This is a genomic window from Streptomyces sp. CNH189 (assembly GCF_000527195.1).
This window is the reverse complement of sequence record NZ_AZUS01000001.1, coordinates 160,273-185,615: the sequence shown is the minus strand read 5'-3', so window position 1 is coordinate 185,615 and position 25,343 is coordinate 160,273. Positions and strand designations below refer to the sequence as shown.

The window sequence follows — 25,343 nt, the reverse complement described above, 5'->3', positions numbered from 1 at the left end:
TGAGTACCCGTACCTAGCCGGCGAGATGAGTACGCCGGCGGATGGGTCCGGATCTGCGGGAACGGGAGAGTGGGGACCACGGAGAGGGGCACGGCCTCCCGGCACCGGCGGCACGGGGCGCCGGAACGGGGGCCGGGCCCGCGATCCGCTCCTTCCGCCGGCACCACCGGCGGGAGCGAGGCACGGGGGGACCCGGGGGAACGACCGTGAACGGGGGTTCCACGGGGGGACGTACGGGGGGAAGCAGGAGGCGCCGGTCCGACCGGTGGCCCGCGGGGGACGCGGCCACCGCCGGACCGGCGCCTTCACATCTGGCGGCGGACGTCAGCCGCGGCCGCTGACCCGCCCCTGCAGCAGCCGGGACAGGGCCGCGTGCACGTCGTCCAGCGAGCGCTCCGGCTGGAACGACTTCCAGTCCAGCGCCGCCACCAGCACCATGCCCACCAGCGCAGCGGCCGTCAGCGGGACGTCGATCTCCTCGCTGAACTCACCGGCCGCCACCCCCTCGCGCAGCACGCCCTCGACCACCGCGACAGCCTGCTGCCGCACCACCATCAGCGTGGACTGCCAGGCCCGGTTGGTGCGCCACAGCTCGGCCACGTACAGCTGGGTGAACGCCGGGTACCGGTCGATGAACACCAGTCCCGCGTGGATCATGGCGTCCAGGGCGTCGACCTTCCCGCGCCCCTCCCGGGCCGTGCGCTCGGCCGCCTCCCGCAGCGAGGCGGTCAGCAGACCGACCCCGTGCCGCAGCAGCTCCTCGAAGAGGACGGACTTGCTCGCGAAGTTGTAGTAGACGGTGCCCTTCGCGACGCCCGCCCGCTCGGCGATCTCGTCCACGGTGGTGGCGGAGAACCCCTGCTCGGCGATGAGGGTGACGGCCGCCTCGTAGAGCTTCTGCCGGGTGGCCTCGCGGCGGGCGCTGCCGCCCGGCGTGGTGCTGCTGCGTTCCATGGCCCTGATTCTCACAGGAGCTCCGGCCGGCCGGTTCACAGGCTCAGCTCCGGGTGCAGCCGGTCGAGCGTCCACACCTGCCTGCGGCGGGCCGACAGCGCGGTCAGCGCGAGCGCGCCGGCCGTGAAGGCCGCCAGCACGGCGCAGGCCAGCCACACCGGTTCCAGGCCGCCGCCCGTGACGAGCCGCCGCAGCGCCTCCACGACATGCGTCATCGGCAGGAACGGGTGCAGCGCGTTGAAGAACGCCGGACTGGTCTGCACGGGGTACGTGCCGCCCGCCGAGGTCAGCTGGAGCATCAGCAGCGCGAGCACCAGGATCCGGCCGGCCGCGCCGAAGCGCGCGTTCAGCCACTGCACGATCGCCGCGAAGCACGCCGTCACCAGGAACAGGAAGCCCACCGTGCCGGCCGCCCGCGCCATCTGCAGCCCGAGCGCCCAGTGCAGCACCGACATCAGCGCCACCGTCTGCAGCACCCCGATCGCCACCACCGGCAGCCAGCCCGCCAGCGCGATCCGCCAGGCGGAGGCGCCCGCCGCGAGCGCCCGCCGGTTCATCGGCGCGATCAGCATGTATGCCACCATCGCGCCCACCCACAGCGACAGCGGGATGAAGTACGGGGCGAAACCGGTGCCGTAGTTGGGCGCCTTGTGCAGGTCGCTGGAGACCAGCCGCACCGGGTCGGACATCACGCCGGTGCGTACGTCGCGGTCCCGCTCGTCGTAGTCGGGGATCCTGTCGGCGCCCTCGTGCAGGCCGCCGGCGAGCTCCTCGGACCCGTCGACGAGCTTGAAGAGTCCGCCGCTGAGGTCGTCCGCGCCCGTCTTCAGCTCGCCGACGCCCTTGTCCAGCTTGCGGGCGCCGGTCTCGGCGGTGGCGAGCCCCTTGTTCAGCTTCTTCGCCCCGGCGGCGACCTTGCCGGCGCCGGTGTTCAACGTGTTGATCTTGCCGACGGCGTCCTCCAGGTCCTCGGAGAGGTGCGGCGCGCGCCTCGCGAGCGCCCGCGCCTGCTTCTCCAGGGTGGCGAGCTGCCCGTCGAGCTTCTTCAGGTCGGCCCGGTGGCCGGTGACCAGCGCGCCGACGTCGGCTGCGACGTCCGAGGCGGTGGCCACCGCCTCCTGGGCCTTCTTCAGGTCCGCGCAGGCGGGGTCGGGTTCGTCGGCGTCCTCGCAGCGCTCGCGGTACAGCGCGTCCATGGTCGCGGACGCCTCGCGGGCGTCCTTCGCGGCGGCCGGCGCCTGCTCCACCAGCGCGTCCAGGTCGTCGCGGAGCCGTCCCGCCGAGTCGGCGACGAAGCGGGCCGTCGCGCCGATGGCCTTCTCGTTGTCCTTCAGGAACGGGCCCGCCTCGGCGTTCAGCGCGTCCACCTTCTCGGCGAGCCGGCGCGTGCCGTCCGCGACCTTCCCGGAGCCGTCCTCCAGGGAGCCGGCGCCCTTGTGCAGGTCTTCCAGGCCCTGGGACAGCTTGCCGCTGCCCGAGCGGGCGTCCTTCAGGCCGTCGACGAGGTCCTTCGAGCCCTTCTCGGCCTTCCCGATGCCCCCGTTCAGCTTGTCGGCGCCCTGCGCCGCCTTCACCGTCTCGCCGTGGATGTCGGAGAACGACACGAAGATCTGGTCCAGGAAGGACCGCGAGGTCTTCGTGGACGCCGCCCGGCGCACCTCGCCGAAGACCGTCCGGGAGATCTGCCCGACGATGTAGTTGTTCGCGTCGTTGGTGTGCACCCGCAGGGCGCCGGACTCGGGGGTGTCGCCCGAGCTGGAGGCGATACGGCGGCTGAAGTCGGCGGGCACGGTCAGCGACAGGTAGTACGTGCCGTCCTCGACGCCGCGCCGTGCCTCCTCCTCGCTCACCTCGCGCCAGTCGAAGGTGGAACTGTCGCGCAGGCCCTCGGTGATGTCGTCACCCGCGGCGATCCTCCTGCCGTTCGCGCTCGCCCCCTCGTCCTCGTTGACCAGGGCCACCGGGATCCGGTCCAGCCTGCTGTACGGGTCCCAGAACGACCACAGGTACAGGGCGCCGTAGAGCAGCGGCAGCACCAGCAGGGCGACGAGGGCCGCGCGCGGCAGGGTGCCCCGGCCGAAGCGCCGGAGCTCAAGAGCGGCCAGTTTCGGCGAGCGCATCGGCCGCCGCCTCCTTCGCGTCGTGGTCGTGGTGGTCGTGGTCCTGGTGGGGGTGGCCGGTGCCGGCGGACTCGGCGGTTCTGGTGAGTTCGGCGGGCTCCGCGGGTGCGGCGGGCTCCTCGGCCTCCGCGTCGCCGTCATCTGCCGTTGCGGCCGGTTCAGCCGGTTCGGCCGCCTGGCCGGCCGGAGCCGGACGGGCGGTGGCCGTACGGACCACCACCGCGTCGGCCGGAGGCTCGCTGCACACGGCCAGCACGGTGACGCCGGTGGCCGCGACGGACCGCAGCAGGGCCCAGACCTCCTCCCGCTCGGCGGACGACAGCTTCAGATCGGTGTCGTCCACCCCGAGCAGCCGGGGCCGCCCCAGCGACGCCAGCGCAAGCGACAGCCGCAGCGCCTCCACCCGCTCCAGATCCCGTACGGCGGTCCGCCCGCCCTTGGGCAGGGCGGCGAGGTCGAGCCCGGCGGCAGCCAGCGCCTCGTCGATGTGCCGGCGCCGCTCCCGCCGGCGCTCACCGCGCGGGCGCAGCAGCTGCCGGGGCCGGGGGAGGGCGCCGTCGAAGCGGCGGCGCAGCAGCTCCTGTTCGCGCAGGTGCTCGGCCACGGTGAGGGCCGGGTCGAGGTCGGTCACACCGGCGACGTGCGCCAGGGCGCTGCGGCGCCGTACGGCGGCCATGCGCCGGGGCAGCTCCAGCCCGCCGACGGCGGCCCGCCCCTCCGTCGGCCGCATCCGCCCGGTGAGCGCGAGCAGCAGGCAGGTGCGTCCGGTGCCGGACGGCCCCACCACCGCGATCAGCGCGCCGGGCTCCGCGTCGACCGAGACGTCGCGGAACGCCCAGCCCCTTGGTCCTCTCAGGCCGAGGCCGTCGGCCGTGACGGCGAGTCCGCTCGGATCGTCCACGTCTTCCCCCTGGGACGATTTTTGAACTGACTGGTCAGTGCAAAAGCTAGCTCGAACGGGCGAACGAGGCAACGTCGCAGGTCAGAACGGATTGTCAGTGCCATACCGCACGATGTGCACATACGGCACTCGCCTCATGGCGTGCCGTCACGAAGACGACAGGAGGTTCGTCATGGCCCACTCGTCCGCAGCCGCCGCCCGTCGGCGCCGCGCAGCCGGCCCTGCCCCCTCACTGAACAACGGCCCGGCGAGCGACATCCACCCCGTGCTGCGCCGTGCCACGGCCCCGCCCGCCGCTCTCGACCTGCTCGCCCAGGCCCGTGCCGGACTCGACGAGGCCGCCGTCCTCGACACCCCCAACGAGCGCTACGCGACGGCCCACCTCGCCGCCCTGCGCACGGCCGCCGCCGTCCTCGCCGCCCGCGGCAGGCCCGAGACCTCGCCCCGGGCGCGGGCCAAGATACGAAGTGCGTGGGAGGTGCTTCCCGAGATCGCGCCCGAACTCACCGAGTGGAGCGCCCTCTTCGCCTCCGGGGCGCGGCGCCGGGCCCGGGCCGAGGCGGGCATCCAGGGCGCGGCCACCGTCCGGGACGCCGACGACCTGACCCGGGACGTGGCGATGTTCCTCCGCCTGGTGGAGCGGATGCTGGTGCCCCAGCCGGTGCTGCCCCAGCCCCGCCCCGACCAGGACGGCCCGGACACCGGCCCACGCGGGGACCTGCCCGACGCGGGCTGACCGGGCTGAGGGGCGCCCCGGGCAGGCGGCCACCGGGTGACCGGCGGCCGCTCCCCAGGCCATAGGGTGGAGAGCGCCTGAAATCCGCTCGCCCCGCCCCACCCCAGGCGGTGCCCCGCCGAGGAGTCACCACCGTGTCGGACCCGATGCGCCCCCGCGCCGCTCTCCGTACCGCCGTTGTCTGGGACGTCCTCCAGGACGCCCTGGAACGCCGGGTCAAGGCCACCGGACGACAGGCACTGGACGTCCTCGACACCGGCGGCGGCAGCGGCAACTTCGCCGTGCCCCTCGCCCGGCTCGGCCACCGGGTCACCGTCGTCGACCCCAGCCCCAACGCCCTGTTCGCCCTCGAACGCCGGGCCGCCGAGGAGGGCGTCGCGGACCGGGTCCACGGCGTCCAGGGCGACGCCCGCGGTCTCTTCGACGTCGCGGAGCGCGGCGGCTACGACGTCGTGCTGTGCCACGGCGTCCTGGAGTACGTCGACGACCCGGCGGAGGGTGTGCGCAACACGGTGGCCGCCCTGCGCCCCGGAGGCGTCCTCAGTCTGCTCGCCGCCGGCCTGGGCGGCGCGGTGCTCGCCCGCGCCCTCGCCGGGCACTTCACGGAGGCCCGGCAGGCGCTCGACGACCCGAACGGCCGATGGGGCACCGGCGACCCCGTGCCGCGCCGCTTCACCGCCGACCAGCTCACCGGGCTCGTGCGCGGCGCGGGCGTGGAGGTCGGCGCCGTGCACGGCGTGCGGGTCTTCGCCGACCTCGTCCCCGGCGTGCTCGTCGACACCGAGCCCGGCGCCCTGGAGGCGCTGCTGAAGCTGGAGGCCGCCGCGGCCGAACTCGACGCGTTCCACTCCGTGGCCACGCAGCTTCATGTGCTCGGTGAGGCCCGTGAGGCCGCCGAGGCGTGAGACGTCGTCCGTGGCACGGCGCTGATCAGCGACGCGTCCGGCGGCCCCGGGCCGCATGGACTGTGCCACAGGCCCCCCGAATGGCGGCTTGGCGCCGTATGATCGAAGGAGACCGCCCGGCATGACGGGTCGGCCGCCGGGGAATGACAGCCTCAGCGGACCGGGACGTGATGGCGGACACCGGTCGGCAATTGGCGCAGAGGGGCGGGTTTCACGGGGGCGATTCCCTGCCTATCCTGAAGGGACCCCCCGGGTCGCCCCGGCGACTGCACGATGAGGAGGACTCCGTGCCGCTCTCGGAGCACGAGCAGCGCATGCTCGAGCAAATGGAGCGAGCGCTGTACGCCGAAGATCCCAAGTTCGCGACGGCGCTCGAGGGAAGCGGGCTGCGTACGTACACCCGGCGACGGGTCTACCAGGCGGTCGCGGGCTTCCTCGTAGGTATTGCGCTCCTCATGGCCGGTATGGTCGCCCAGCAGGTGTGGCTCAGCGTCGTGGGCTTCCTCGTGATGCTGGGGTGCGCCGTCCTCGCGGTGACCGGCTGGCGCAAGGCACCCAAGCCGGGTGAGCAGGCCGCCGGTGCGACTGCCGCTCCGCGGGCGGGCCGGCAGGGCAGACAGCGTCGTTCGATGATGAACCGCATCGAGGAGCGGTGGCAGCGGCGGCGTGACGAGCAGGGGGACGGCGGTCGCTGAGACCCTCGCAAGCTTTGTCTCAGGGGGTGCCCACGTTTGTGGGCACCCCCTGAGGCGTACGTCCCCCCGCAACGGGCCCCGACCCCACCAGCGCTCGGCGCCACCTGCGGGTGCGTCGTGGCCGTTCGCGCAGTTCCCCGCGCCCCTCAGGCGCTGGCTCGTGATCCTGCCCGCGGCTCGTCGTGGTTGCTCGCGCAGTTCCCCGCGCCCCTGAGGGGCGCAGGTCACCGCGGCATCCTCAGGGGCGCGGGGAACTGCGCGAACGGCTCAAGACGGCCCGCGGCTGCCCCACCCGGACGAGCGGGGCAGCCCTCGGCTGCAACGAACCTCAGCCGCGTTGGCGGGTGGGGAGGTGCCAGTCGGGGCGGAGGGCCGTGAGACGGTCCCGCAGGACCACCCAGCGGTCGGACACCGCCCACACCACCCGCACGGCCGACCGCGGCGCCAGCACCGCCCGCAGCCGCGTCCTGCGGCTCACCGACGCCCGCAACGCGGCCGACGCACGGCGCACGTCGTCCCCCAGGCCCATGACCGGCCGTGGCCGCGGCGCGTACAGCACCTGCTCCACCGCCCCGGCCACCCGGTGCACCGCCGCCGCCGTGTCCCCCTCCAGCCGGCCGGACCGGACGATCCGGTCGGCCGCACCGCGCGGGGTCAGCGACTCGTCCGGCGGGATGCCGTGGTCCCACGCCGTGTCCGTCAGCTCCTCCCAGACGGCCAGCACATGCGGGACGGCGTCCGCCTCGGAGCGGCCGTGACCGCCGAGCCGTACCGCCCGTGTCCTGGTCCGCCAGAGCATCGGGGCCAGCGGCAGCACCAGCACCAGCAGCCCGGCCAGCGCCCACAGCAGCACCACGTGCCACTTCGGGCCGTCGCCGCCCGCGGGCAGGGCCGCCTGCGGCGACTCGCTGTCGCAGGCCTCCAGCTTCTTGTCCTGCGCCGAGCACTCCGAGCTCTGCGACGGCGCCGCCGACGACTCGGTCGGCGCGGCCTGGGACGGACGGGCCGGGTCCGGCACCGCCTCGTTCCCCGTGTCCGGCACGGTGTACGGGGGCGTCGAACCCCGGGTCGGGGTCGGCTCGAAGCGGGTCCAGCCCACCCCCTCGAAGTACAGCTCGGGCCAGGCGTGCGCGTCCCGCAGCCCGACCGAGATCGAGCCGTCCGCCTGCGGGGTGCCGGGCGCGAAGCCCACCGCGACGCGGGCCGGGATGCCCAGCGAACGCGCCATGGACGCCATGGCGAAGGAGAAGTGGACGCAGAAGCCCTCCTTGTCCCGCAGGAAGCGGGCGATCGCCCCCGAGCCGCTGCCGACGTCCACCTGGGTGTCGTACTCGAAGCCGCCGTTCAGCGTGAAGTACTCCTGGAGGGCGACCGCCTGCTCGTAGGCGGTCCGAGCGCCCTCGGTCACCTCACGCGCGGTGCTGAACACCACCGAGGGCAGCGAGTCGGGCAGCTCCGTGTACTCGCGCAGCAGCGCGGACGACGGCTCCGGCGCGTCGGCCAGCTGCTCCGCCGTGGGCTGCACGTCCAGGCTGCGCACCTCGTACGTCAGCCCCCGGGTGTTCTGTCCGTGGTCGCCGACCAGCGTCATCCCGACGGGCTCGTAGCGCCAGTCGCCCCGCACGCTCACGCTGCTCGGCGGGTACGGCATCGGCAGCCAGTCCTGGCCGTACCAGTCCGCGGTGGAGATCATCGTGCCGACCTCCGCGCGCGCGACGTCGGGACCGAGACCGGGCGGGATCGGGAAGCCGTCCGGCACCTGTGTGATGGCCCGCTTCGACGGCTTCCACGTGGTGCCGTCGAAGTCGTCCAGGGACACGATGCGCAAGTACAGGTCCGAGGTGTTCGCCAGCTCGGTGCGCACCGAGAGCACCTGGCGGTCCTCGTTCACGTTCAGCGAGTCGCGCAGCGACACCAGCGGGTTCACCGCGGAGATGGTGCCGCCCCCGCCGCTGCCCGCGCCGACCCCCCGGCCGGCGGGGTCCAGCAGGCCGCCGTCCATCGCGGGCAGGGCCAGCGGCACCACCAGGGCGATGCCCAGCGCCAGCACCCCGATCCTGCGCCCCGAACGCACCGGTGCCAGCGTCCCGGGCGTCTCCGCGCCCCGGGTCCGGGCCGCTCCGCCGAACACCCGGCCCCACTGGGAGAGCCGGTCCCGCCCCTCGGCCAGCAGCAGCATCAGATAACCGGCCGCCGCCAGCAGGAACCACAGCCAGTCGATGCCGTTGTCCGCCAGGCCCGCGGCCACCGAGTACAGCGCCAGCAGCGGCAGCCCGGCCGGTGCGGCGCTGCGGAAGGTCACCGCGAGGGCGTCCACCAGCAGGCCGATGACGAGGACACCGCCGATCAGCATCAGGCGGATGCCGTCGGTCAGCGGCGCCGGTATCGCGTACCGGTTGACGTCGTTGCCGCCCTGCTCCAGCAACTCGCCGAAGAAGCGCAGGGCGTCCGGGCCGGGTATCAGCCCCGCCACGGCGTGCTCCCGCGCGAACAGCAGGGTGAGCAGCAGCAGGGTGACGACCACCTGCGCAAGGATCGTCAGCGGCCGCCCGAGCGGCACCCGTCGGGCCCCGGCGCCCACCCCCGCCTGCACCGCGAGGAGCAGCGCCGCCTGGAGGATCCAGGTCGCCGGTTCCACCAGCGGCAGCAGCGCGCACGCCGCCAGCAGGGTGGCCGCCCACGCGCGCACCGTCAGTCTGGCCCGCCCGCTGATCACGGTCCCTCCCCACCGCTCGCCACCGTCAGGCCCGAGCGCTCACGGTCCGCCTGCCGCCAGACGTGCTCCACCGGGACGCCCCGCGGCACCGCCACGGCCGTCCACCCCGACTCGCGCAGCATCCGCAGCCGCTCCTCGCCCGGGTCCGACGCGCCGGGCACGTCCGACGGTTCCCGCAGCCAGTCCTCGCTGTTCAGCAGGAACGCGACGGCGCCCCCGCTGCGCTGCCGCATCCGGGCCAGTACCGCGGCCTGCTCCTCGTCCAGGTCGCCGAGGAAGGCCACGAGCAGCCCCTCGCCCCCCGAACGGAGCACGTCGTAGGCGCGGGACAGGCCCTCCTCGTCGGAGTGGTCCACCACGGCCAGCGTGTCCATCATCAGCCCGGCGGCGTCCGCCGACTCCTGATGGATCCCCGAGAAGCCGTCGGACCCCTCGCCGGGCACCACGCTGCCGGTGTCGGTCAACAGCCGCACCGAGAAGCCCCGCTCCAGCATGTGCACCAGCACCGAGGCCGCGCCCGACACCGCCCACTCGAACGCCGAGTCCGGTCCCGCGCCCTCGTAGGCGATGCCCCGGGTGTCCAGCAGCACCGTGCAGCGGGCGCGCTGCGGCTGCTCCTCGCGGCGCACCATCAGCTCGCCGTAGCGGGCGGTGGAGCGCCAGTGGACCCGGCGCAGGTCGTCGCCGTAGCGGTAGCCGCGCGGGATCACGTCGTCCTCGCCGGCCAGGGCCAGCGAACGCTGCCGGCCGTCGCCGTACCCCTTGGCCTCGCCGCTCAGCCGCACCGGCGGCAGCGGCTCCACGCGGGGGATCACGGTCAGCGTGTCGAAAGTGGAGAACGAGCGGTTCAGCTCGCACATCCCGAACGGGTCGGACAGCCTCAGCTGGAGCGGGCCCAGCGGATAGCGGCCGCGCAGGTCGGAGCGGACCCGGTAGGACACCTCGCGGCGTCCGCCCGCCTCCACCCGGTCCAGTACGAACCGCGGTCGCGGGCCGAGGACGTACGGCACCCGGTCCTGCAGCATCAGCAGCCCGGTGGGCATCCGGGAGACGTTGTCCATCCGCAGGTGTACGCGCGCCTCGGAGCCGGCCGGCACCCGGCCGGGGGAGAGCCGGCGGCTGCCGGCGACCCGGTAGCGGGTGCGGTACAGCACGGCCGCGCACACCAGCGGCAGCCCCGCCAGCAGCAGCCCGACCCGCAGCAGGTCGCTCTGCCCCAGCACGTACGCGCAGATCGCGGCGGCCACCCCGGCCGCCAGGAAGGAGCGCCCGCGGGTGGTGAGCCCCGCCAGGGCGGTCCTCACCCCGCTCCGGTCGCCGCGGTCGCCCTCGGCGTGGACCGCGCCGACGGCTGTCATCACAGCCTCCGCGGCGGCTGCTGGCCGTAGTCCGGGCGGCCCAGGCCGCCGAACCCGACGGGCCGGCCGGCGGCCGCGGGTACCGTGGTGCGCTGCAGGATCTCCTGCACCACCTGCTCGGCGGTCCGGCGGTTGAGCTGGGCCTGGGCGGTGGGCAGCAGGCGGTGCGCGAGCACGGCGACGGCGAGCGCCTGCACGTCGTCCGGCAGCGCGTAGTCACGGCCCGCGAGGGCCGCCGCCGCCTTCGCCGCGCGCAGCAGATGCAGCGTGGCGCGCGGGGAGGCCCCGAGTCTGAGATCGGGGTGCGTGCGCGTGGCGGACACCAGGTCGACCGCGTACCGGCGGATCGGCTCGGCGACGTACACGCCGCGCACCGCCTCGATCAGCTTCACGACGTCGTGCGCGTGCGCCACCGGCTGGAGGTCCTCCAGCGGGGAGACGCCGCCGTGCACGTCGAGCATCTGGAGCTCGGCCTCCGCGCTCGGGTAGCCGACCGAGACGCGGGCCATGAAACGGTCGCGCTGGGCCTCCGGCAGCGGGTAGGTGCCCTCCATCTCGACCGGGTTCTGCGTCGCCACCACCATGAAGGGGCTGGGCAGTTCGTAAGTGTTGCCGTCGATGGTGACCTGGCGCTCCTCCATCGACTCCAGCAGCGCCGACTGCGTCTTCGGCGACGCGCGGTTGATCTCGTCCCCGATCACGATCTGGGCGAAGATGGCGCCCGGCTTGAACTCGAAGTCACGGCGCTGCTGGTCCCAGATGGACACACCGGTGATGTCCGAGGGCAGCAGGTCCGGTGTGAACTGGATGCGCCGCACGGAGCAGTCGATCGACCGCGCCAGTGCCTTCGCCAGCATCGTCTTGCCGACTCCCGGGACGTCCTCGATGAGCAGATGTCCCTCGGCGAGCAGCACGGTCAGCGAGAGCCGTACGACCTCGGGCTTTCCCTCGATCACGCCTTCCACCGAACCGCGCACGCGCTCCACGACGGCGGTCAGGTCCTCCCCGACCGCCCCGTATGCCCGGTCGGGGGCGCCCCCATGGCTCGCACGATCGTCATAGGTCGTCACCCGGCCCTCCTCGGCCTTTCCCGCGCTCCGCAATGAAGCGGGGGGTTCCCCAAATGTTCCGGCCGATCCCACGCCCGGCGGACCGGCCCACCCCGAATCACGGGTGTCACGCTGGAAAAGTTCCGCGTGACACCACTTCCGCATTCTTGCCGCCGTTACCGTTTCGTGTCACTCGCCTGTGGACAACTGACAGCGATATGTCAGCTCTTACGACGTTCGACGGCTCCCCGGGTGCGGCCGGTCCCGGGTCGGACGGCCGGATCAGGTGGGGTCGACCTCGCGCAGCAGACCCGTCTTCACGTCGAAGACGAACCCGCGCACGTCGTCGGTGTGCGGCAGGAACGGCGAGGTCCGCACGCGCTGCATCGACTGGCGGACGTCCTGGTCCACGTCCCGGAAGGCCTCCACGGCCCACGCCGGACGCTGTCCCACCTCCATCTCGAGGTCGTGCCGGAACTCCTCGGTGAGGGACTCCAGGCCGCAGTTGGTGTGGTGGATGAGGACCACGCTGCGCGTGCCCAGCGCCCGCTGGCTGATGGTCAGCGAGCGGATCACGTCGTCGGTGACGACGCCGCCCGCGTTGCGGATGGTGTGGCAGTCACCCAGGGAGAGGCCCAGCGCGTCGTGCAGGTCGAGGCGGGCGTCCATGCAGGCGACGACCGCGACGTGGAGGACGGGACGGGCGTCCATCCCGGGATCGGTGAACGCGTGGGCGTAACGCTCGTTGGCTTCGACCAGACGGTCGGTCACGGTGCCGGCGTCGGCCCCGGCGTTTCCGGAACCGGCGGGTACGGATGCAGAAGTCGTCATACCTATGACGGTAATGGTCACAGGGGCGTGAGGCCCGCTGTGACAGGCGACAAAGAACGTCAGCGCACCTTGGTGTGAGGTAACCCACAGGAGTGGTGTGACCCCCTTCCTCCGGGTGATGTGTCCGATCCACCCCTTGACCCGCGCGGGCCGCGACGCGCAGTCCGGTTGATTGACCGGGCCGGACCGTGGACTAAAGTGACGCGAAGCGGGAGGCGAGACTGCCCGCCGCTGTGACTTCCCCGATCCCCCGGCCACGACCAGGGGATCTCCCGCGTGCGCGGCGCGTACGTACGGCTCGGCCTCCTCCCGCCGCCGCCCGGCCGACGCCTCCGGCGCCGGCCGCCCCCTCACCCGGGGAGGGCGGGAACCCGGCAGTGCGTGAGCGCCGTGCCGGAATTGAGAGGGCCTCTTGAGCCAGCGACACGTCCCGGTGATGCTCCAGCGGTGCCTGGACCTGTTGGCACCCGCCCTGGAGCGGCCGGGAGCGGTGGTGGTCGACTGCACGCTGGGCCTCGGCGGCCACAGCGAGGCGCTGCTCACCCGCTTCCCCGAGGCGCGGCTCGTCGCCCTGGACCGCGACAAGGAGGCGCTGCGCCTGTCCGGCGAGCGGCTCGCCCCCTTCGGCGAGCGGGCCACCCTGGTGCACGCCGTCTACGACGAACTCCCCGACGTCCTCGACCGCCTCGGCATCGCGCGCGTCCAGGGCGTCCTGTTCGACCTCGGGGTGTCCTCCATGCAGCTCGACGAGGCCGACCGCGGCTTCGCCTACGCCCAGGACGCCCCCCTCGACATGCGCATGGACCAGACGACCGGCGTCAGCGCCGCCGAGGTCCTCAACACCTACCCGCCCGGCGAACTCGTCCGCATCCTGCGCGCCTACGGCGAGGAGAAGCAGGCCAAGCGGATCGTCGCCGCGGTCGTGCGGGAGCGCGAGAAGGAGCCGTTCGACAACAGCGCCCGTCTGGTCGAACTGATCCGTGACGCGCTGCCCCAGGCGGCCAAGCGCACCGGCGGCAACCCGGCCAAGCGCACCTTCCAGGCACTGCGCATCGAGGTCAACGGCGAGCTGTCGGTGCTGGAGCGGGCCGTCCCGGCGGCCGTGAAGACCCTCGACGTCGGCGGACGCATCGCCGTGCTGTCGTACCACTCCCTGGAGGACCGGCTGGTCAAGCAGGTGTTCGCGGCGGGCGCCGCCACCACCGCCCCGCCCGGGCTGCCGGTCGTCCCCGAGCAGTACCAGCCGCGGCTCAAGCTGCTCACGCGTGGTGCCGAACTTCCCACCGAGGAGGAGATCGCCGAGAACCGCCGCGCGGCCCCCGCGCGGCTGCGCGGCGCGCAGCGGATCCGGGAGGACGTGGAGTGAGGCGGCCGCGGTGAGGCACCGGCCGGACCCGAGGGCGGGTGACGGCCGGGCGGACGGGCGGGACGAGCGAACTCAGGGGAGCGTGAGTGAGTAGGAAACCCGAACTGAAGGGGCGGCCCGAGCTGCGGGGGAGAGCGGCCCGGCTCGCGCACCTGCTGCCCACCGGCCGTGCCCAGGCGGCCCGCACCCCCTTCGTCCTGCTCGTGGTCCTGCTCCTCGGTGGCGGCCTGATCGGCCTGCTGGTGCTGAACTCCGCGCTCAGCGAGGGCGCGTTCCGGCTCGACGACCTCCAGCAGGAGACCAAGGAACTCACGGACGAGGAGCAGGCCCTGCAGCGAGACATCGACGCCTACTCCGCCCCCGACGCCCTCCAGCGCCGCGCCCGCGAGCTGGGCATGGTGCCCGGCGGCGACCCCGCCTTCCTCGGCCCCGACGGCAAGGTCAAGGGCGTGCCCAGCGAGGTCTCCGGCGCCCGCGCCCCCCTGGTCCTCGCCCCCGAGGCGCTGGCCACGGCGACGGCCCCGCCCCCCGCCTCGGCGTCCGCCCCCCGTTCCCCGCACGCAACGACCCCCGGCAGGTGACGGAAGTGTCCGACAGGGAACCGCCCCGCCGCCGGGTGCCCGGACCCGCCCGGCCCGTCCGTCCGGCCGCCCGGGGCCGCACCGGCCCCGGCGGCCGCCCGGCCCGCCGGGCGGGCGGACCGCGCCCCGGCGCCCCGAAGATCATCCGGCTGGGCAGCCCGCGCCCCCGGCTGCGCCTGGTAGGCGTGGGCCTCACCCTCGTCATGCTCGCCTTCGTCGTCCGCCTGTTCCAGGTCCAGGCCGTCGACGCGAGCACCTACGCCGGCAAGGCCGAGCGCAACCGCTACGTGGGCCAGGTGCTGGCCGCCGAACGCGGCGAGATCACCGACCGCAACGGCGTGGCCCTCGCCACCAGCGAGGACGCCTACGACATCACCGCCGACCCCACGATGTTCGCGCCGGACGAGCTGAAGGTCACCGACGGCCCCGAACAGGCCGCCGCCCTGCTCGCCCCGATCCTCGGCGCCGACCAGGAGGAACTGGTCCGCAAGCTGCGCCCGGACAACCCGTCCCTGCGCTACGTGAAACTGGCTGGCCGGCAGACCCCGCAGGTCTGGAAGCAGATCAAGGACCTCAGGGCCGCCCTGGCGAAGAAGGCCGAGACCGACCCGTCCACCGTCAACGCGCTGGCCGGCGTCTTCTCCGTGCCGACCAGCAAGCGGGTGTACCCGAACAACGAGCTCGCCGCCGGGATACTGGGCTGGGTCAACGCCGAGGGCAAGGGCAGCGGCGGCGTGGAGCTGCAGCTGGAGAAGCGGCTGGCCGGCGAGGACGGCAAGATCCGCTACGCCCAGTCCGGCGGCCGTCTGGTCCCCACCGCGGGCTCCACGGAGACCCCGGCGGTGCCCGGCAGCGACATCGAGCTCACCATCGACCGCGACATCCAGTGGGCCGCGCAGAACGCCATCAGCAAGCAGGTGGAGGAGTCGGCGGCCGACCGCGGCTACGTCATCGTGCAGGACACCCGCACCGGTGAGGTCCTCGCGATGGCCAACGCCCCCGGCTTCGACCCCAACGACCTGTCCGAGGCCGACCCGAAGACGCTCGGCAACGCGGCCCTCCAGGACGCCTTCGAACCGGGCTCCACGGCCAAGGTGCTGTCCATGGCGGCCGTCCTCGAGGAGGACGCCGCCACCCCCGGGACCCACGTCGTGGTGCCCAACCGGCTGCACCGCGGCGACCGGCTGTTCAAGGACGACATCGACCACCCGACCTGGTACCTGACGCTCAACGGCGTCCTCGCCAAGTCCAGCAACATCGGCACCATCCTCGCCACCGGGCAGCTCGGCAAAACCCAGGGCCAGGCCAACAAGGTGCTGTACGACTACCTGCGCAGGTTCGGCCTGGGCAGCCACACCGGGCTGGGCTTCCCCGGCGAGACCAAGGGCATCCTGGCCCCGCCGGACGACTGGTCCACCTCGCAGCAGTACACGATCCCTTTCGGCCAGGGCGTCTCCATCAACGCGATGCAGGCCGCGTCCGTCTACTCGACCATCGCCAACGGCGGCGTCCGCGTCGAACCCACCCTCGTACGCGGCTCGAAGGGAGCCGACGGACGCTTCACCCCCGCCCCGAAGCCCAAGGAGACCCGCGTCGTCAGCGAGAAGACGGCGAAGACCCTCGCGCGGATGCTGGAGTCGGTCGTCGACGACGAGGAGGGAACCGGAACCAAGGCGCGCATCCCGGGCTACCGGGTCGCGGGCAAGACGGGTACGGCGAACCGGGTGGATCCGGCCACCGGCAAGTACCACGGCTACACCTCGTCCTTCGCCGGGTTCGCGCCCGCCGACAAGCCCCGGGTCACCGTCTACTGCGTCATCCAGAACGCCACCCAGGGCAGCTACTTCGGCGGCCAGATCTGCGGCCCCGTCTTCAAGCAGGTCATGGAGTTCTCCCTGAAGACCCTCCAGGTGCCCCCCACCGGCGCCGCCCCCGCCGCCCTGCCGGTCACCTACCAGCCCTGACCCCCGTACCGAGCACCGAGCCACCAGGAACCACCTCGTGACAACGATCACCCCCGACCCCGGGAACCAGCGCACCCCCCGCCCCTCACTTGGCCCACCGGCCGGTACGCCCGGTACGCTCACCGCCGTGCCACACGCTGATCAGTCCCAAACCACCCAGAAGGGCCACCCCGTGACATATCCGGGACCGCCCCGTCCGGACCGGGTCTCCGCCACGACCCTCGCGGAACTCGCCGGTCAGCTGGGTGTCCCCGCCCCGGAGCAGGCCGCCGAGGTCACGGGCATCACCCACGACTCGCGCGCCGTCCGCCCCGGCGACCTGTACGCCGCGCTGCCGGGCGCCCGCGCCCACGGCGCCGACTTCGTCACCCAGGCCGCGGGCCTCGGCGCCGCCGCCGTGCTGACCGACCCGGCCGGCGCCGAACGCGTCGCCGCGACCGGGCTGCCCGCGCTGGTCGTGGACGACCCGCGGGCCCGGATGGGCGAACTGGCCGCCACCATCTACGGTCACCCCGGCCGCGATCTGCTCCAGATCGGCATCACCGGCACCTCCGGCAAGACCACCACCGCCTACCTCGTCGAGGGCGGTCTGCGGACCGTCCGCAGCACGGGGCTGATCGGCACCGTCGAGATGCGCATCGGCGACGAGCGCATCAAGTCGGAGCGCACCACGCCCGAGGCCACCGACCTGCAGGCGCTGTTCGCGGTGATGCGCGAGCGCGGCACCGACGCGGTCGCCATGGAGGTCTCCAGCCACGCCCTGGTCCTCGGCCGGGTCGACGGCTGTGTCTTCGACATCGCCGTCTTCACCAACCTCAGCCCGGAGCACATGGAGTTCCACTCCGGGATGGAGGACTACTTCCAGGCCAAGGCGCAGCTGTTCACCCCGGCCCGCAGCCGGCTCGGCGTGGTCAACGTCGACGACGAGTACGGCCGCCGCCTGGTCAAGGAGGCCGGCGTCCCGGTCGTCACCTACTCCGCCGAGGGGCACCCGGACGCCGACTGGCGCGCCGAGGACGTCGAGGTCGGCCCGCTGGACTCCACGTTCACCGTGGTCGGTCCCAAGGGCGAGCGCGTCACCGCCCGTTCGCCGCTGCCGGGCCCCTTCAACGTGGCCAACTCCCTGGCCGCGATCGTCGCGCTGGCCGCCGCCGGACTCGACCCGCAGTCCGCCGCCGACGGCGTGGCCGCCGTGCCGGGCGTGCCCGGCCGCCTGGAGCGCGTCGACGAGGGCCAGCCCTACCTCGCGGTCGTGGACTACGCCCACAAGACGGACGCCGTGGAGTCGGTGCTGCGCGCCCTGCGCAAGGTGACCGAGGGGCGGGTGCACATCGTGCTCGGCTGCGGCGGCGACCGTGACGTCACCAAGCGGGAGCCGATGGGCGCCGCCGCCGCGCGGCTCGCCGACACCGCCGTACTGACCTCCGACAACCCCCGCTCCGAGGACCCGCTGGCGATTCTCGCCGCCATGCTGCTGGGCGCGGCCGCGGTGCCCGCCCATCAGCGCGGCGAGGTCCAGGTCTTCGAGGACCGCGCCGCCGCGATCGCCGCCGCCGTCGCCCGGGCCGAGCCCGGCGACACCGTGCTGGTCGCCGGCAAGGGCCACGAGCTGGGACAGGACATCGCCGGGGTGGTGCGTCCCTTCGACGACCGCCAGGTGCTTCGCGAAGCCATCAAGAAGACCCAGGGATGAACTTGTGATCGCCCTCTCCCTCGCCGAGATCGCAGAAGTCGTCGGCGGGCAGACGCACGACATACCGGACCCTTCCGTCCGGGTCACCGGTGAGGTGGTCCGGGACTCGCGGGAAGCGGGCCCGGGCAGCCTCTTCGTCGCCTTCGTCGGCGAGCGCGTGGACGGGCACGACTACGCGGCCCAGGTCGTCGAGGCGGGTGCGGTCGCCGTGCTCGCCTCCCGGCCCGTCGGGGTCCCCGCGATCGTCGTGGAGGACGTCCAGGCCGCCCTGGGCGCTCTCGCCCGGCACGTCGTCCGCCGGCTCGGCGCCACCCTCGTCGCCCTCACCGGCTCGGCCGGCAAGACCAGCACCAAGGACCTCATCGCCCAGGTGCTGCGGAGCAAGGCGCCGACCGTCTTCACCCCCGGCTCCCTCAACAACGAGATCGGGCTGCCGCTGACCGCGCTCACCGCCACCGAGGAGACGAAGTTCCTCGTGCTGGAGATGGGGGCGCGCGGCATCGGCCACATCCGCTACCTCACCGGTCTGACGCCGCCGAGGATCGGTCTCGTGCTGAACGTCGGCTCCGCCCACATCGGCGAGTTCGGCGGGCGCGAGCAGATCGCCCAGGCCAAGGGCGAACTCGTGGAGGCCCTGCCCCCGGCCGAGGAGGGCGGCGTCGCGGTCCTCAACGCGGACGACCCCTACGTCCGGGCGATGGCCTCCCGTACGAAGGCGAAGGTGATCCTATTCGGAGAGTCCGGCGAAGCGGACGTCTCCGCCGAGAACGTGCGACTCACGGACAGCGGACAGCCCTCCTTCAGGCTTCACACACCCTCCGGTGCATGCGATGTGACCATGCGCCTGTACGGTGAGCATCACGTGTCGAACGCGCTCGCCGCGGCCGCCGTCGCCCACGAGTTGGGCATGTCCGCAGACGAGATCGCCCGTGCGCTCTCCGAGGCGGGCTCCCTCTCCCGCTGGCGCATGGAGGTCACCGAGCGACCGGACGGCGTGACGGTCGTCAACGACGCCTACAACGCGAACCCCGAGTCCATGAAGGCCGCGCTGCGCGCGCTGGCGGCGATGGGCAACGGGCGTCGTACGTGGGCGGTGCTCGGCAAGATGGCCGAGCTCGGGGACGAGGCGCTCGCCGAGCACGACGCGGTCGGACGGCTCGCCGTCCGGCTCAACGTCAGCAAGCTCGTCGCGGTCGGGGGCAGGGAAGCCGCCTGGCTGCAACTGGGCGCATATAACGAGGGTTCGTGGGGTGAGGAGTCGGTGCACGTGTCCGACGCACAGGCGGCGGTCGACCTGTTGCGCAGCGAATTGCGCCCGGGGGATGTCGTACTCGTGAAGGCATCCCGTTCGGTCGGGCTCGAGAGCGTGGCGCAGGCGCTGCTCGAGACCGGTGCCGAGGGTGAGGTCTCCGCCCGATGATGAATCAGATCCTGTTCGCAGGAGTCATTGGCCTCTTCCTGACCCTGGTCGGCACCCCGCTGCTGATCAAGCTGCTCGCCCGCAAGGGATACGGGCAGTACATCCGTGACGACGGCCCGCGCGAGCACGCCAGCAAGCGCGGTACGCCGACGATGGGCGGTATCGCCTTCATCCTGGCGACGGTCGCCGCGTACTTCCTGTCCAAGGTGATCACCGGCAAACCCCCCACGTTCTCCGGGCTGCTGGTGCTCGGCCTCATGGTGGGCATGGGCATGGTCGGCTTCCTCGACGACTACATCAAGATCGTCAAGCGGCGTTCGCTGGGTCTGCGGGCCAAGGCGAAGATGGCCGGCCAGCTGATCGTCGGCATCGCCTTCGCGGTGCTCTCGCTGCAGTTCGCGGACTCCCGCGGGCAGACCCCGGCCTCCACCAAGCTGTCGTTCATCACCGACTTCGGCTGGACCATCGGCCCGGTGCTGTTCGTGGTCTGGGCGCTGTTCATGATCCTCGCCATGTCCAACGGCGTGAACCTCACCGACGGTCTGGACGGCCTCGCCACCGGCGCCTCCGTCCTGGTCTTCGGCGCCTACACCTTCATCGGCGTCTGGCAGTTCCAGGAGTCCTGCGCCAACGGCGACACCCTGACCAACCCGGGCGCCTGCTACGAGGTGCGCGACCCGCTGGACCTCGCGGTGGTCTCCTCCGCGCTGATGGGCGCCTGCCTGGGCTTCCTGTGGTGGAACACCTCGCCGGCCAAGATCTTCATGGGTGACACCGGTTCGCTGGCGCTCGGCGGTGTGCTCGCGGGTCTGGCGATCTGCTCCCGCACCGAGCTGCTGCTCGCCATCCTCGGCGGCCTGTTCGTCCTCATCACGATGTCGGTGGTCATCCAGGTCGGCTCGTTCCGGCTCACCGGGAAACGTGTCTTCCGGATGGCGCCACTCCAGCACCACTTCGAACTCAAAGGCTGGTCCGAAGTCCTTGTGGTGGTCCGCTTCTGGATCATCCAGGGCATCTGCGTGATCGTCGGACTGGGCCTCTTCTACGCGGGATGGGCAGCGGACAAGTGACCGACTGGCAGGGCAAGCACGTCACCGTCGCCGGACTCGGCGTCTCGGGTGTCCCGGCGGCCAGGGCGCTGCACGGACTCGGCGCGAAGGTCACCGTCGTCAACGACGGCGACGACGCCCGCGCACGCGAGCAGGCGGCGGAACTGGAGGCGCTCGGTGTCACCGTCCGCCTCGGCGACGGCGACACCCTGCCCGACGGCACCGAGCTGATCGTCACCGCCCCCGGCTGGAAGCCGGACAAGCCGCTGTTCGCGGCGGCGGACGCGGCCGGCGTGCCGGTGTGGGGCGACGTCGAACTCGCCTGGCGGCTCAGGAAGCCCGGCGCGGCCGACTGGCTCGCGGTCACCGGCACCAACGGCAAGACCACCACGGTGCAGATGCTCGCCTCCATCCTGGAGGCGGCGGGCCTGCGCACCGCCGCGGTGGGCAACATCGGCGTCTCCCTCCTCGACGCGGTGCTCGGCGACGAGGAGTACGACGTGCTCGCCGTGGAGCTGTCCAGCTACCAGCTCCACTGGGCGCCCTCCCTGCGTGCCCACTCCGCCGCCGTCCTCAACCTGGCGCCCGACCACCTCGACTGGCACGGCTCCATGGAGGCGTACGCCAAGGACAAGGGCCGCATCTACGAGGGCAACCGGATCGCCTGCGTCTACAACACGGCCGACAAGGCTACCGAGGACCTGGTCCGCGAGGCCGACGTCGAGGAGGGCTGCCGGGCGGTCGGCTTCACCCTCGGCACCCCCGGCCCCTCCCAACTCGGCGTCGTCGAGGGCATCCTGGTCGACCGCGCGTTCGTGGAGAACCGGCACAAGAACGCCCAGGAGCTCGCCGAGGTCGCCGACGTGAAGCCGGCCGCCCCGCACAACATCGCCAACGCCCTCGCCGCGGCGGCGCTCGCGCGGGCCTACGGGGTGCCCGCGATCGCCGTACGGGACGGACTGCGGGCCTTCACCCCCGACGCCCACCGCATCGCGCACGTCGCCGACCTGGACGGCGTGGCCTACGTGGACGACTCCAAGGCCACCAACACCCATGCCGCGCAGGCCTCGTTGGCTGCCTACGACTCCGTGGTGTGGATCGCGGGCGGACTCGCCAAGGGCGCCACCTTCGACGAACTCGTCGCGGACGCGGCGAAGCGGCTGCGCGGCGCCGTGCTGATCGGCCGGGACCGCGAGCTGATCCGCGAAGCCCTGGCGCGACACGCCCCCGAGGTACCCGTCGTCGACCTCGGGCGGACCGACACTGGGGCGATGCTCGAGGCGGTCCAGGAGGCGCGGCGGCTCGCACGCCCCGGTGACACGGTGCTGCTGGCCCCGGCCTGCGCCTCGATGGACATGTTCGCCAACTACAACAAGCGCGGTGACGCGTTCGCCCAGGCGGTGCGCGAGCTCGGCGCCTGACCCCGGCCGCCCCGGCGCCGGGCGACCTTGGGAGGGACGCGTGGGACCGTCCAGGACCTGTTGGCCGGCGTACCGCGGAGGTCGTGATGTCCAGTAGTCGTACCGGCCGGCCGCCCGTCCAGCGGGCCGCCCGGCGCCCCGCCGCGCCCCGCCCGCCGCGCGAGAACCCGCTGCGCACCACGGTCACCCGGGCGCGCAGAGCCTGGGACCGGCCGCTGACCGCCTACTACGTGATCCTCGGCGGCAGCCTGCTGATCACCGTGCTGGGTCTGGTGATGGTCTACTCGGCCTCCCAGATCACGGCGCTGCAGATGTCGCTGCCCGGCTCGTACTTCTTCCGCAAGCAGCTGCTGGCCGCCGTCATCGGCGGCGTGCTGCTGCTGGTGGCCTCACGGATGCCGGTGAAGCTGCACCGGGCGCTCGCCTACCCCATCCTCGCGGGGGCCGTCTTCCTGATGGCCCTGGTGCAGGTGCCGGGGATAGGAGTCGCGGTCAACGGCAACCAGAACTGGCTCTCCCTCGGCGGAAGCTTCCAGCTCCAGCCCAGCGAGTTCGGCAAGCTGGCGCTGGTGCTGTGGGGCGCCGACCTGCTCGCCCGCAAACAGGACAAGCGGCTGCTGACCCAGTGGAAGCACATGCTGGTGCCGCTGGTGCCGGCCGCCTTCATGCTGCTGGGGCTCATCATGCTCGGCGGCGACATGGGCACCGCGATCATTCTCACCGCGATCCTCTTCGGCCTGCTGTGGCTGGCCGGAGCGCCCACCCGGCTGTTCGTCGGGGTGCTGTCGATCGCCGCGCTGCTCGGCGCGATCCTGATCCGCACCAGCCCCAACCGCATGGCCCGGCTCGCCTGTCTGGGCGCCACCGAACCCCAGACGGGACCGGTCGACTGCTGGCAGGCCGTGCACGGCATCTACGCCCTCGCCTCCGGCGGGATCTTCGGCTCCGGGCTCGGAGCGAGCCTGGAGAAATGGGGCGAACTACCCGAAGCGCACACGGACTTCATCTTCGCCGTCACCGGTGAGGAACTGGGCCTGACGGGGACGCTGTCGGTGCTCGCCCTGTTCGCGGCTCTAGGCTATGCGGGTATCCGCGTGGCCGGACGCACGGAGGACCCCTTCGTCAGGTATGCCGCGGGAGGCGTGACCACCTGGATCACGGCGCAGGCCGTGATCAACATCGGTGCGGTGCTCGGTCTGCTGCCGATCGCCGGTGTCCCCCTCCCGCTGTTCTCCTACGGCGGGTCCGCCCTGCTGCCGACCATGTTCGCCATCGGGTTGCTGATCGCCTTCGCGCGTGAGGACCCCGCTGCGCGGATGGCGCTTGCGATGCGGCAACCCCGCTTTGGTAAAAAGCGGATCGGGGGTCCTCGGGGGCCCCGGAGATGGAACACGATGCGACGGCGTGCCCCGGGGGCGCGTACGTCCGGAGAGCGGTGAATTTCGGTGCATGTCGTACTCGCCGGCGGAGGAACCGCGGGCCACATCGAGCCCGCGCTCGCCCTCGCGGACGCGCTGCGCAGGCAGGATCCGACCGTGGGCATCACGGCCCTGGGCACGGAGCGCGGCCTGGAGACCCGTCTCGTACCCGAGCGCGGGTACGAACTGGCGCTGATCCCCGCCGTACCGCTGCCACGCAAGCCCACCCCCGAGCTGATCACCGTCCCGGGCCGGCTGCGCGGCACCATCAAGGCGACCGAGCAGATCCTGGAGCGCACCCGGGCCGACGCCGTGGTCGGCTTCGGCGGCTACGTCGCCCTGCCCGGCTACCTCGCGGCCAAGCGCCTCGGCGTGCCGATCGTGGTGCACGAGGCCAACGCCCGCCCCGGCCTGGCCAACAAGATCGGCTCCCGGTACGCGGCCCAGGTCGCCGTCTCCACCCCGGACAGCAAGCTCCGCAACTCCCGCTACATCGGCATCCCGCTGCGCCGCTCCGTCGCCACCCTGGACCGTGCCGCCGTGCGCCCCGAGGCGCGCGCCGCGTTCGGTCTCGACCCCAACCTGCCGACCCTGCTGGTCTCGGGCGGTTCGCAGGGCGCCCGCCGGCTCAACGAGGTGGTGCAGCAGGTCGCTCCGTGGCTGCAGCAGGCCGGCATCCAGATCCTGCACGCGGTCGGCCCGAAGAACGAACTGCCGCAGGTGCAGCAGATGCCGGGCATGCCCCCCTACATCCCGGTAAGTTACCTGGACCGGATGGACCTCGCGTACGCGGCGGCGGACATGATGCTCTGCCGCGCGGGTGCGATGACCGTCGCCGAGCTCTCCGCCGTCGGACTGCCCGCCGCCTACGTCCCGCTGCCCATCGGCAACGGCGAACAGCGGCTCAACGCCCAGCCGGTGGTCAAGGCCGGCGGCGGACTGCTGGTCGACGACGCGGAGCTGACGCCGGAGTGGATCCAGCAGAACGTGCTGCCCGTGCTGGCCGACCCGCACCGGCTGTACGAGATGTCCCGGTCCGCCGCCGAGTTCGGCCGCCGGGACGCCGACGACCTGCTCGTCGGCATGGTGTACGAGGCGATCGCCGCCCGTGCCCACAGCTAGAGGCATGTGACGGAAGGCAGGGAGCGTGGCCGGATCGACGACCGCCGAGCGCGGTGAACGCAAGCGGGAGTCGTCCGGCCCGCCGCCCCTACGGGCCGTACGCCGACGGCGTCTTCGTCTGATCATCGCATCGGCGGTCGTGCTCGTGTTCCTCGGCAGCGGCACCTTCTGGCTGCTCTACGGATCGGATCTGGTCCGCGTGGAACGCGTCTCGGTGTCGGGGACCGACGTCCTGACGCCCGCTCAGGTGCGTGAGGCGGCCGACGTTCCCCTCGGAGAACAGCTCGTCTCGGTGGACACCGGGGCGATCGAGAGGCGGGCCGCGGAGAAACTGCCCCGGATCGACACCATCGACGTGATCCTTTCCTGGCCGGACGAGATCAAGCTGAACGTCACGGAGCGCACCCCCGTCCTCCTCGTCCACCAGGGCGGGAAGTTCGTCGAAGTGGACGACGACGGCGTGCGGTTCGCCACGGTCGACAAGGCACCCAAAGGGGTGCCCGCCCTGGAACTGGACATCGCCCGTACCGGTTCTGCGGCCGCCAGCCACCGGCGCTTCGGCGAGGACCGGCTGGTGCGCGAGGCGGTACGCGTGGCCGGCGCCGTCCCCGAGTCCCTGATCCCCGCCACCCGGAGTGTCAAGGTCCGTTCCTACGACGCCATCTCGCTGGAACTGACCGACGGCCGTACGGTCGACTGGGGAAGCGGCGAGAAGGGTAAGCGTAAGGGCCGCGCACTCACCGCGCTGATGAAAGCGGAGCCCGGTGCGCGGCACTTCGACGTCAGCGTTCCCAGCGCTCCCGCGTCATCAGGGAGTTGACGCACATCAGCGCAGGCCAGCACCCTGGTTGGGCAGCGACACGGCTGATCACATAGGGTGAAAAGAAAAACGGGAGGTTCGGCGTGTTCGTTGAACGTGCGCCACGTGTCGACTTAGTGTCCTGTTCAGAAGACTCCAGGGAACAGACACACTGGTAACCCTAAACTTCAACGTTAGGGTTCGGGTCGGCGATACGGACCGTCCCATTCGGCATCAGTCGTCGG

General features: G+C 72.6%; 20 protein-coding genes. 13 read left to right on the top strand and 7 right to left on the bottom strand.

All coding sequences use genetic code 11. From position 1 onward, the window contains the following. Positions 1 to 324: 324 nt before the first annotated feature. The 3 genes from B100_RS0100815 to B100_RS0100805 are packed head-to-tail and all read right to left on the bottom strand — an operon-like array spanning position 325 to position 3,975. A complete protein-coding gene (locus B100_RS0100815) occupies positions 325 to 954 on the bottom strand; it encodes a TetR/AcrR family transcriptional regulator (protein ID WP_024882574.1) in 630 nt (209 codons plus the stop codon). 35 nt (positions 955 to 989) lie between these two features. Beyond that, entirely contained in the window at positions 990 to 3,074 is a 2,085-nt protein-coding gene (locus tag B100_RS0100810) for a YhgE/Pip domain-containing protein (protein WP_024882573.1), read from the bottom strand. Beyond that, entirely contained in the window at positions 3,046 to 3,975 is a 930-nt protein-coding gene (locus B100_RS0100805; RefSeq protein WP_024882572.1) for an ATP-binding cassette domain-containing protein, read from the bottom strand. Before B100_RS0100805 ends, B100_RS0100810 begins: the two co-directional genes overlap by 29 nt. Positions 3,976 to 4,147: 172 nt before the next feature. On the opposite strand from B100_RS0100805, the gene B100_RS0100800 reads away from it, so the two are divergent. The 3 genes from B100_RS0100800 to B100_RS0100790 all read left to right on the top strand — a co-directional run bounded on the left by B100_RS0100800 (position 4,148) and on the right by B100_RS0100790 (position 6,311). Continuing rightward, entirely contained in the window at positions 4,148 to 4,711 is a 564-nt protein-coding gene (locus tag B100_RS0100800) for an SAV_6107 family HEPN domain-containing protein (protein ID WP_024882571.1), read from the top strand. A gap of 134 nt (positions 4,712 to 4,845) precedes the next feature. After that, on the top strand, positions 4,846 to 5,616 hold the full coding sequence (locus tag B100_RS0100795; RefSeq protein WP_024882570.1) for a methyltransferase: 771 nt from the start codon (positions 4,846 to 4,848) through the stop codon (positions 5,614 to 5,616). 287 nt (positions 5,617 to 5,903) lie between these two features. Further along, a complete protein-coding gene (locus B100_RS0100790) occupies positions 5,904 to 6,311 on the top strand; it encodes a DUF3040 domain-containing protein (protein ID WP_024882569.1) in 408 nt (135 codons plus the stop codon). 328 nt (positions 6,312 to 6,639) lie between these two features. Here the strand turns inward: B100_RS0100790 and B100_RS0100785 are convergent, their stop codons facing one another. From B100_RS0100785 to B100_RS0100770, 4 genes are all read right to left on the bottom strand, one after another. After that, positions 6,640 to 9,027: a transglutaminase TgpA family protein gene (locus B100_RS0100785; RefSeq protein WP_024882568.1), complete on the bottom strand. Its 2,388-nt coding sequence runs from the start codon at positions 9,025 to 9,027 to the stop codon at positions 6,640 to 6,642. Next, positions 9,024 to 10,385 carry a DUF58 domain-containing protein gene (locus tag B100_RS0100780; RefSeq protein ID WP_024882567.1) on the bottom strand — a complete coding sequence of 454 codons (1,362 nt, stop codon included), beginning with the start codon at positions 10,383 to 10,385 and terminating at the stop codon, positions 9,024 to 9,026. The genes B100_RS0100785 and B100_RS0100780 overlap by 4 nt, the downstream gene beginning before the upstream one ends. Next, positions 10,385 to 11,455, bottom strand: a complete 1,071-nt coding sequence (locus B100_RS0100775) for an AAA family ATPase (protein ID WP_024882566.1) — start codon at positions 11,453 to 11,455, stop codon at positions 10,385 to 10,387. The genes B100_RS0100780 and B100_RS0100775 overlap by 1 nt, the downstream gene beginning before the upstream one ends. 261 nt (positions 11,456 to 11,716) lie before the next feature. After that, positions 11,717 to 12,265, bottom strand: a complete 549-nt coding sequence (locus B100_RS0100770) for a beta-class carbonic anhydrase (RefSeq protein ID WP_024882565.1) — start codon at positions 12,263 to 12,265, stop codon at positions 11,717 to 11,719. A 412-nt stretch (positions 12,266 to 12,677) separates the two neighbouring features. On the opposite strand from B100_RS0100770, the gene rsmH reads away from it, so the two are divergent. The 10 genes from rsmH to B100_RS0100720 all read left to right on the top strand — a co-directional run bounded on the left by rsmH (position 12,678) and on the right by B100_RS0100720 (position 25,119). Next, positions 12,678 to 13,631, top strand: a complete 954-nt coding sequence (gene rsmH / locus B100_RS0100765) for a 16S rRNA (cytosine(1402)-N(4))-methyltransferase RsmH (RefSeq protein ID WP_486585574.1) — start codon at positions 12,678 to 12,680, stop codon at positions 13,629 to 13,631. Between the two features lie 86 nt (positions 13,632 to 13,717). After that, a complete protein-coding gene (gene ftsL / locus B100_RS0100760) occupies positions 13,718 to 14,212 on the top strand; it encodes a cell division protein FtsL (RefSeq protein WP_024882563.1) in 495 nt (164 codons plus the stop codon). Positions 14,213 to 14,217: 5 nt separating this feature from the next. Further along, positions 14,218 to 16,176 (top strand): penicillin-binding transpeptidase domain-containing protein, encoded by a 1,959-nt coding sequence (locus B100_RS0100755; protein ID WP_024882562.1) that lies wholly within the window; start codon positions 14,218 to 14,220, stop codon positions 16,174 to 16,176. A gap of 172 nt (positions 16,177 to 16,348) precedes the next feature. Next, the gene (locus B100_RS0100750; RefSeq protein WP_024882561.1) at positions 16,349 to 17,869 is read left to right on the top strand and encodes a UDP-N-acetylmuramoyl-L-alanyl-D-glutamate--2,6-diaminopimelate ligase; all 1,521 of its coding nucleotides are present in this window, start codon (positions 16,349 to 16,351) and stop codon (positions 17,867 to 17,869) included. Positions 17,870 to 17,873: 4 nt separating this feature from the next. Beyond that, the gene (locus tag B100_RS0100745) at positions 17,874 to 19,289 is read left to right on the top strand and encodes a UDP-N-acetylmuramoyl-tripeptide--D-alanyl-D-alanine ligase (protein WP_024882560.1); all 1,416 of its coding nucleotides are present in this window, start codon (positions 17,874 to 17,876) and stop codon (positions 19,287 to 19,289) included. Then, positions 19,286 to 20,359, top strand: a complete 1,074-nt coding sequence (gene mraY / locus B100_RS0100740) for a phospho-N-acetylmuramoyl-pentapeptide-transferase (RefSeq protein WP_024882559.1) — start codon at positions 19,286 to 19,288, stop codon at positions 20,357 to 20,359. Before B100_RS0100745 ends, mraY begins: the two co-directional genes overlap by 4 nt. Further along, positions 20,341 to 21,759 carry a UDP-N-acetylmuramoyl-L-alanine--D-glutamate ligase gene (gene murD, locus B100_RS0100735; protein WP_024882558.1) on the top strand — a complete coding sequence of 473 codons (1,419 nt, stop codon included), beginning with the start codon at positions 20,341 to 20,343 and terminating at the stop codon, positions 21,757 to 21,759. Before mraY ends, murD begins: the two co-directional genes overlap by 19 nt. An 86-nt stretch (positions 21,760 to 21,845) precedes the next feature. Beyond that, on the top strand, positions 21,846 to 23,198 hold the full coding sequence (gene ftsW, locus B100_RS0100730; protein ID WP_024882557.1) for a putative lipid II flippase FtsW: 1,353 nt from the start codon (positions 21,846 to 21,848) through the stop codon (positions 23,196 to 23,198). Between the two features lie 6 nt (positions 23,199 to 23,204). Beyond that, a complete protein-coding gene (gene murG / locus B100_RS0100725) occupies positions 23,205 to 24,299 on the top strand; it encodes an undecaprenyldiphospho-muramoylpentapeptide beta-N-acetylglucosaminyltransferase (RefSeq protein ID WP_024882556.1) in 1,095 nt (364 codons plus the stop codon). 25 nt (positions 24,300 to 24,324) lie between these two features. After that, positions 24,325 to 25,119, top strand: a complete 795-nt coding sequence (locus tag B100_RS0100720; protein WP_024882555.1) for a cell division protein FtsQ/DivIB — start codon at positions 24,325 to 24,327, stop codon at positions 25,117 to 25,119. Positions 25,120 to 25,343: the final 224 nt, after the last annotated feature.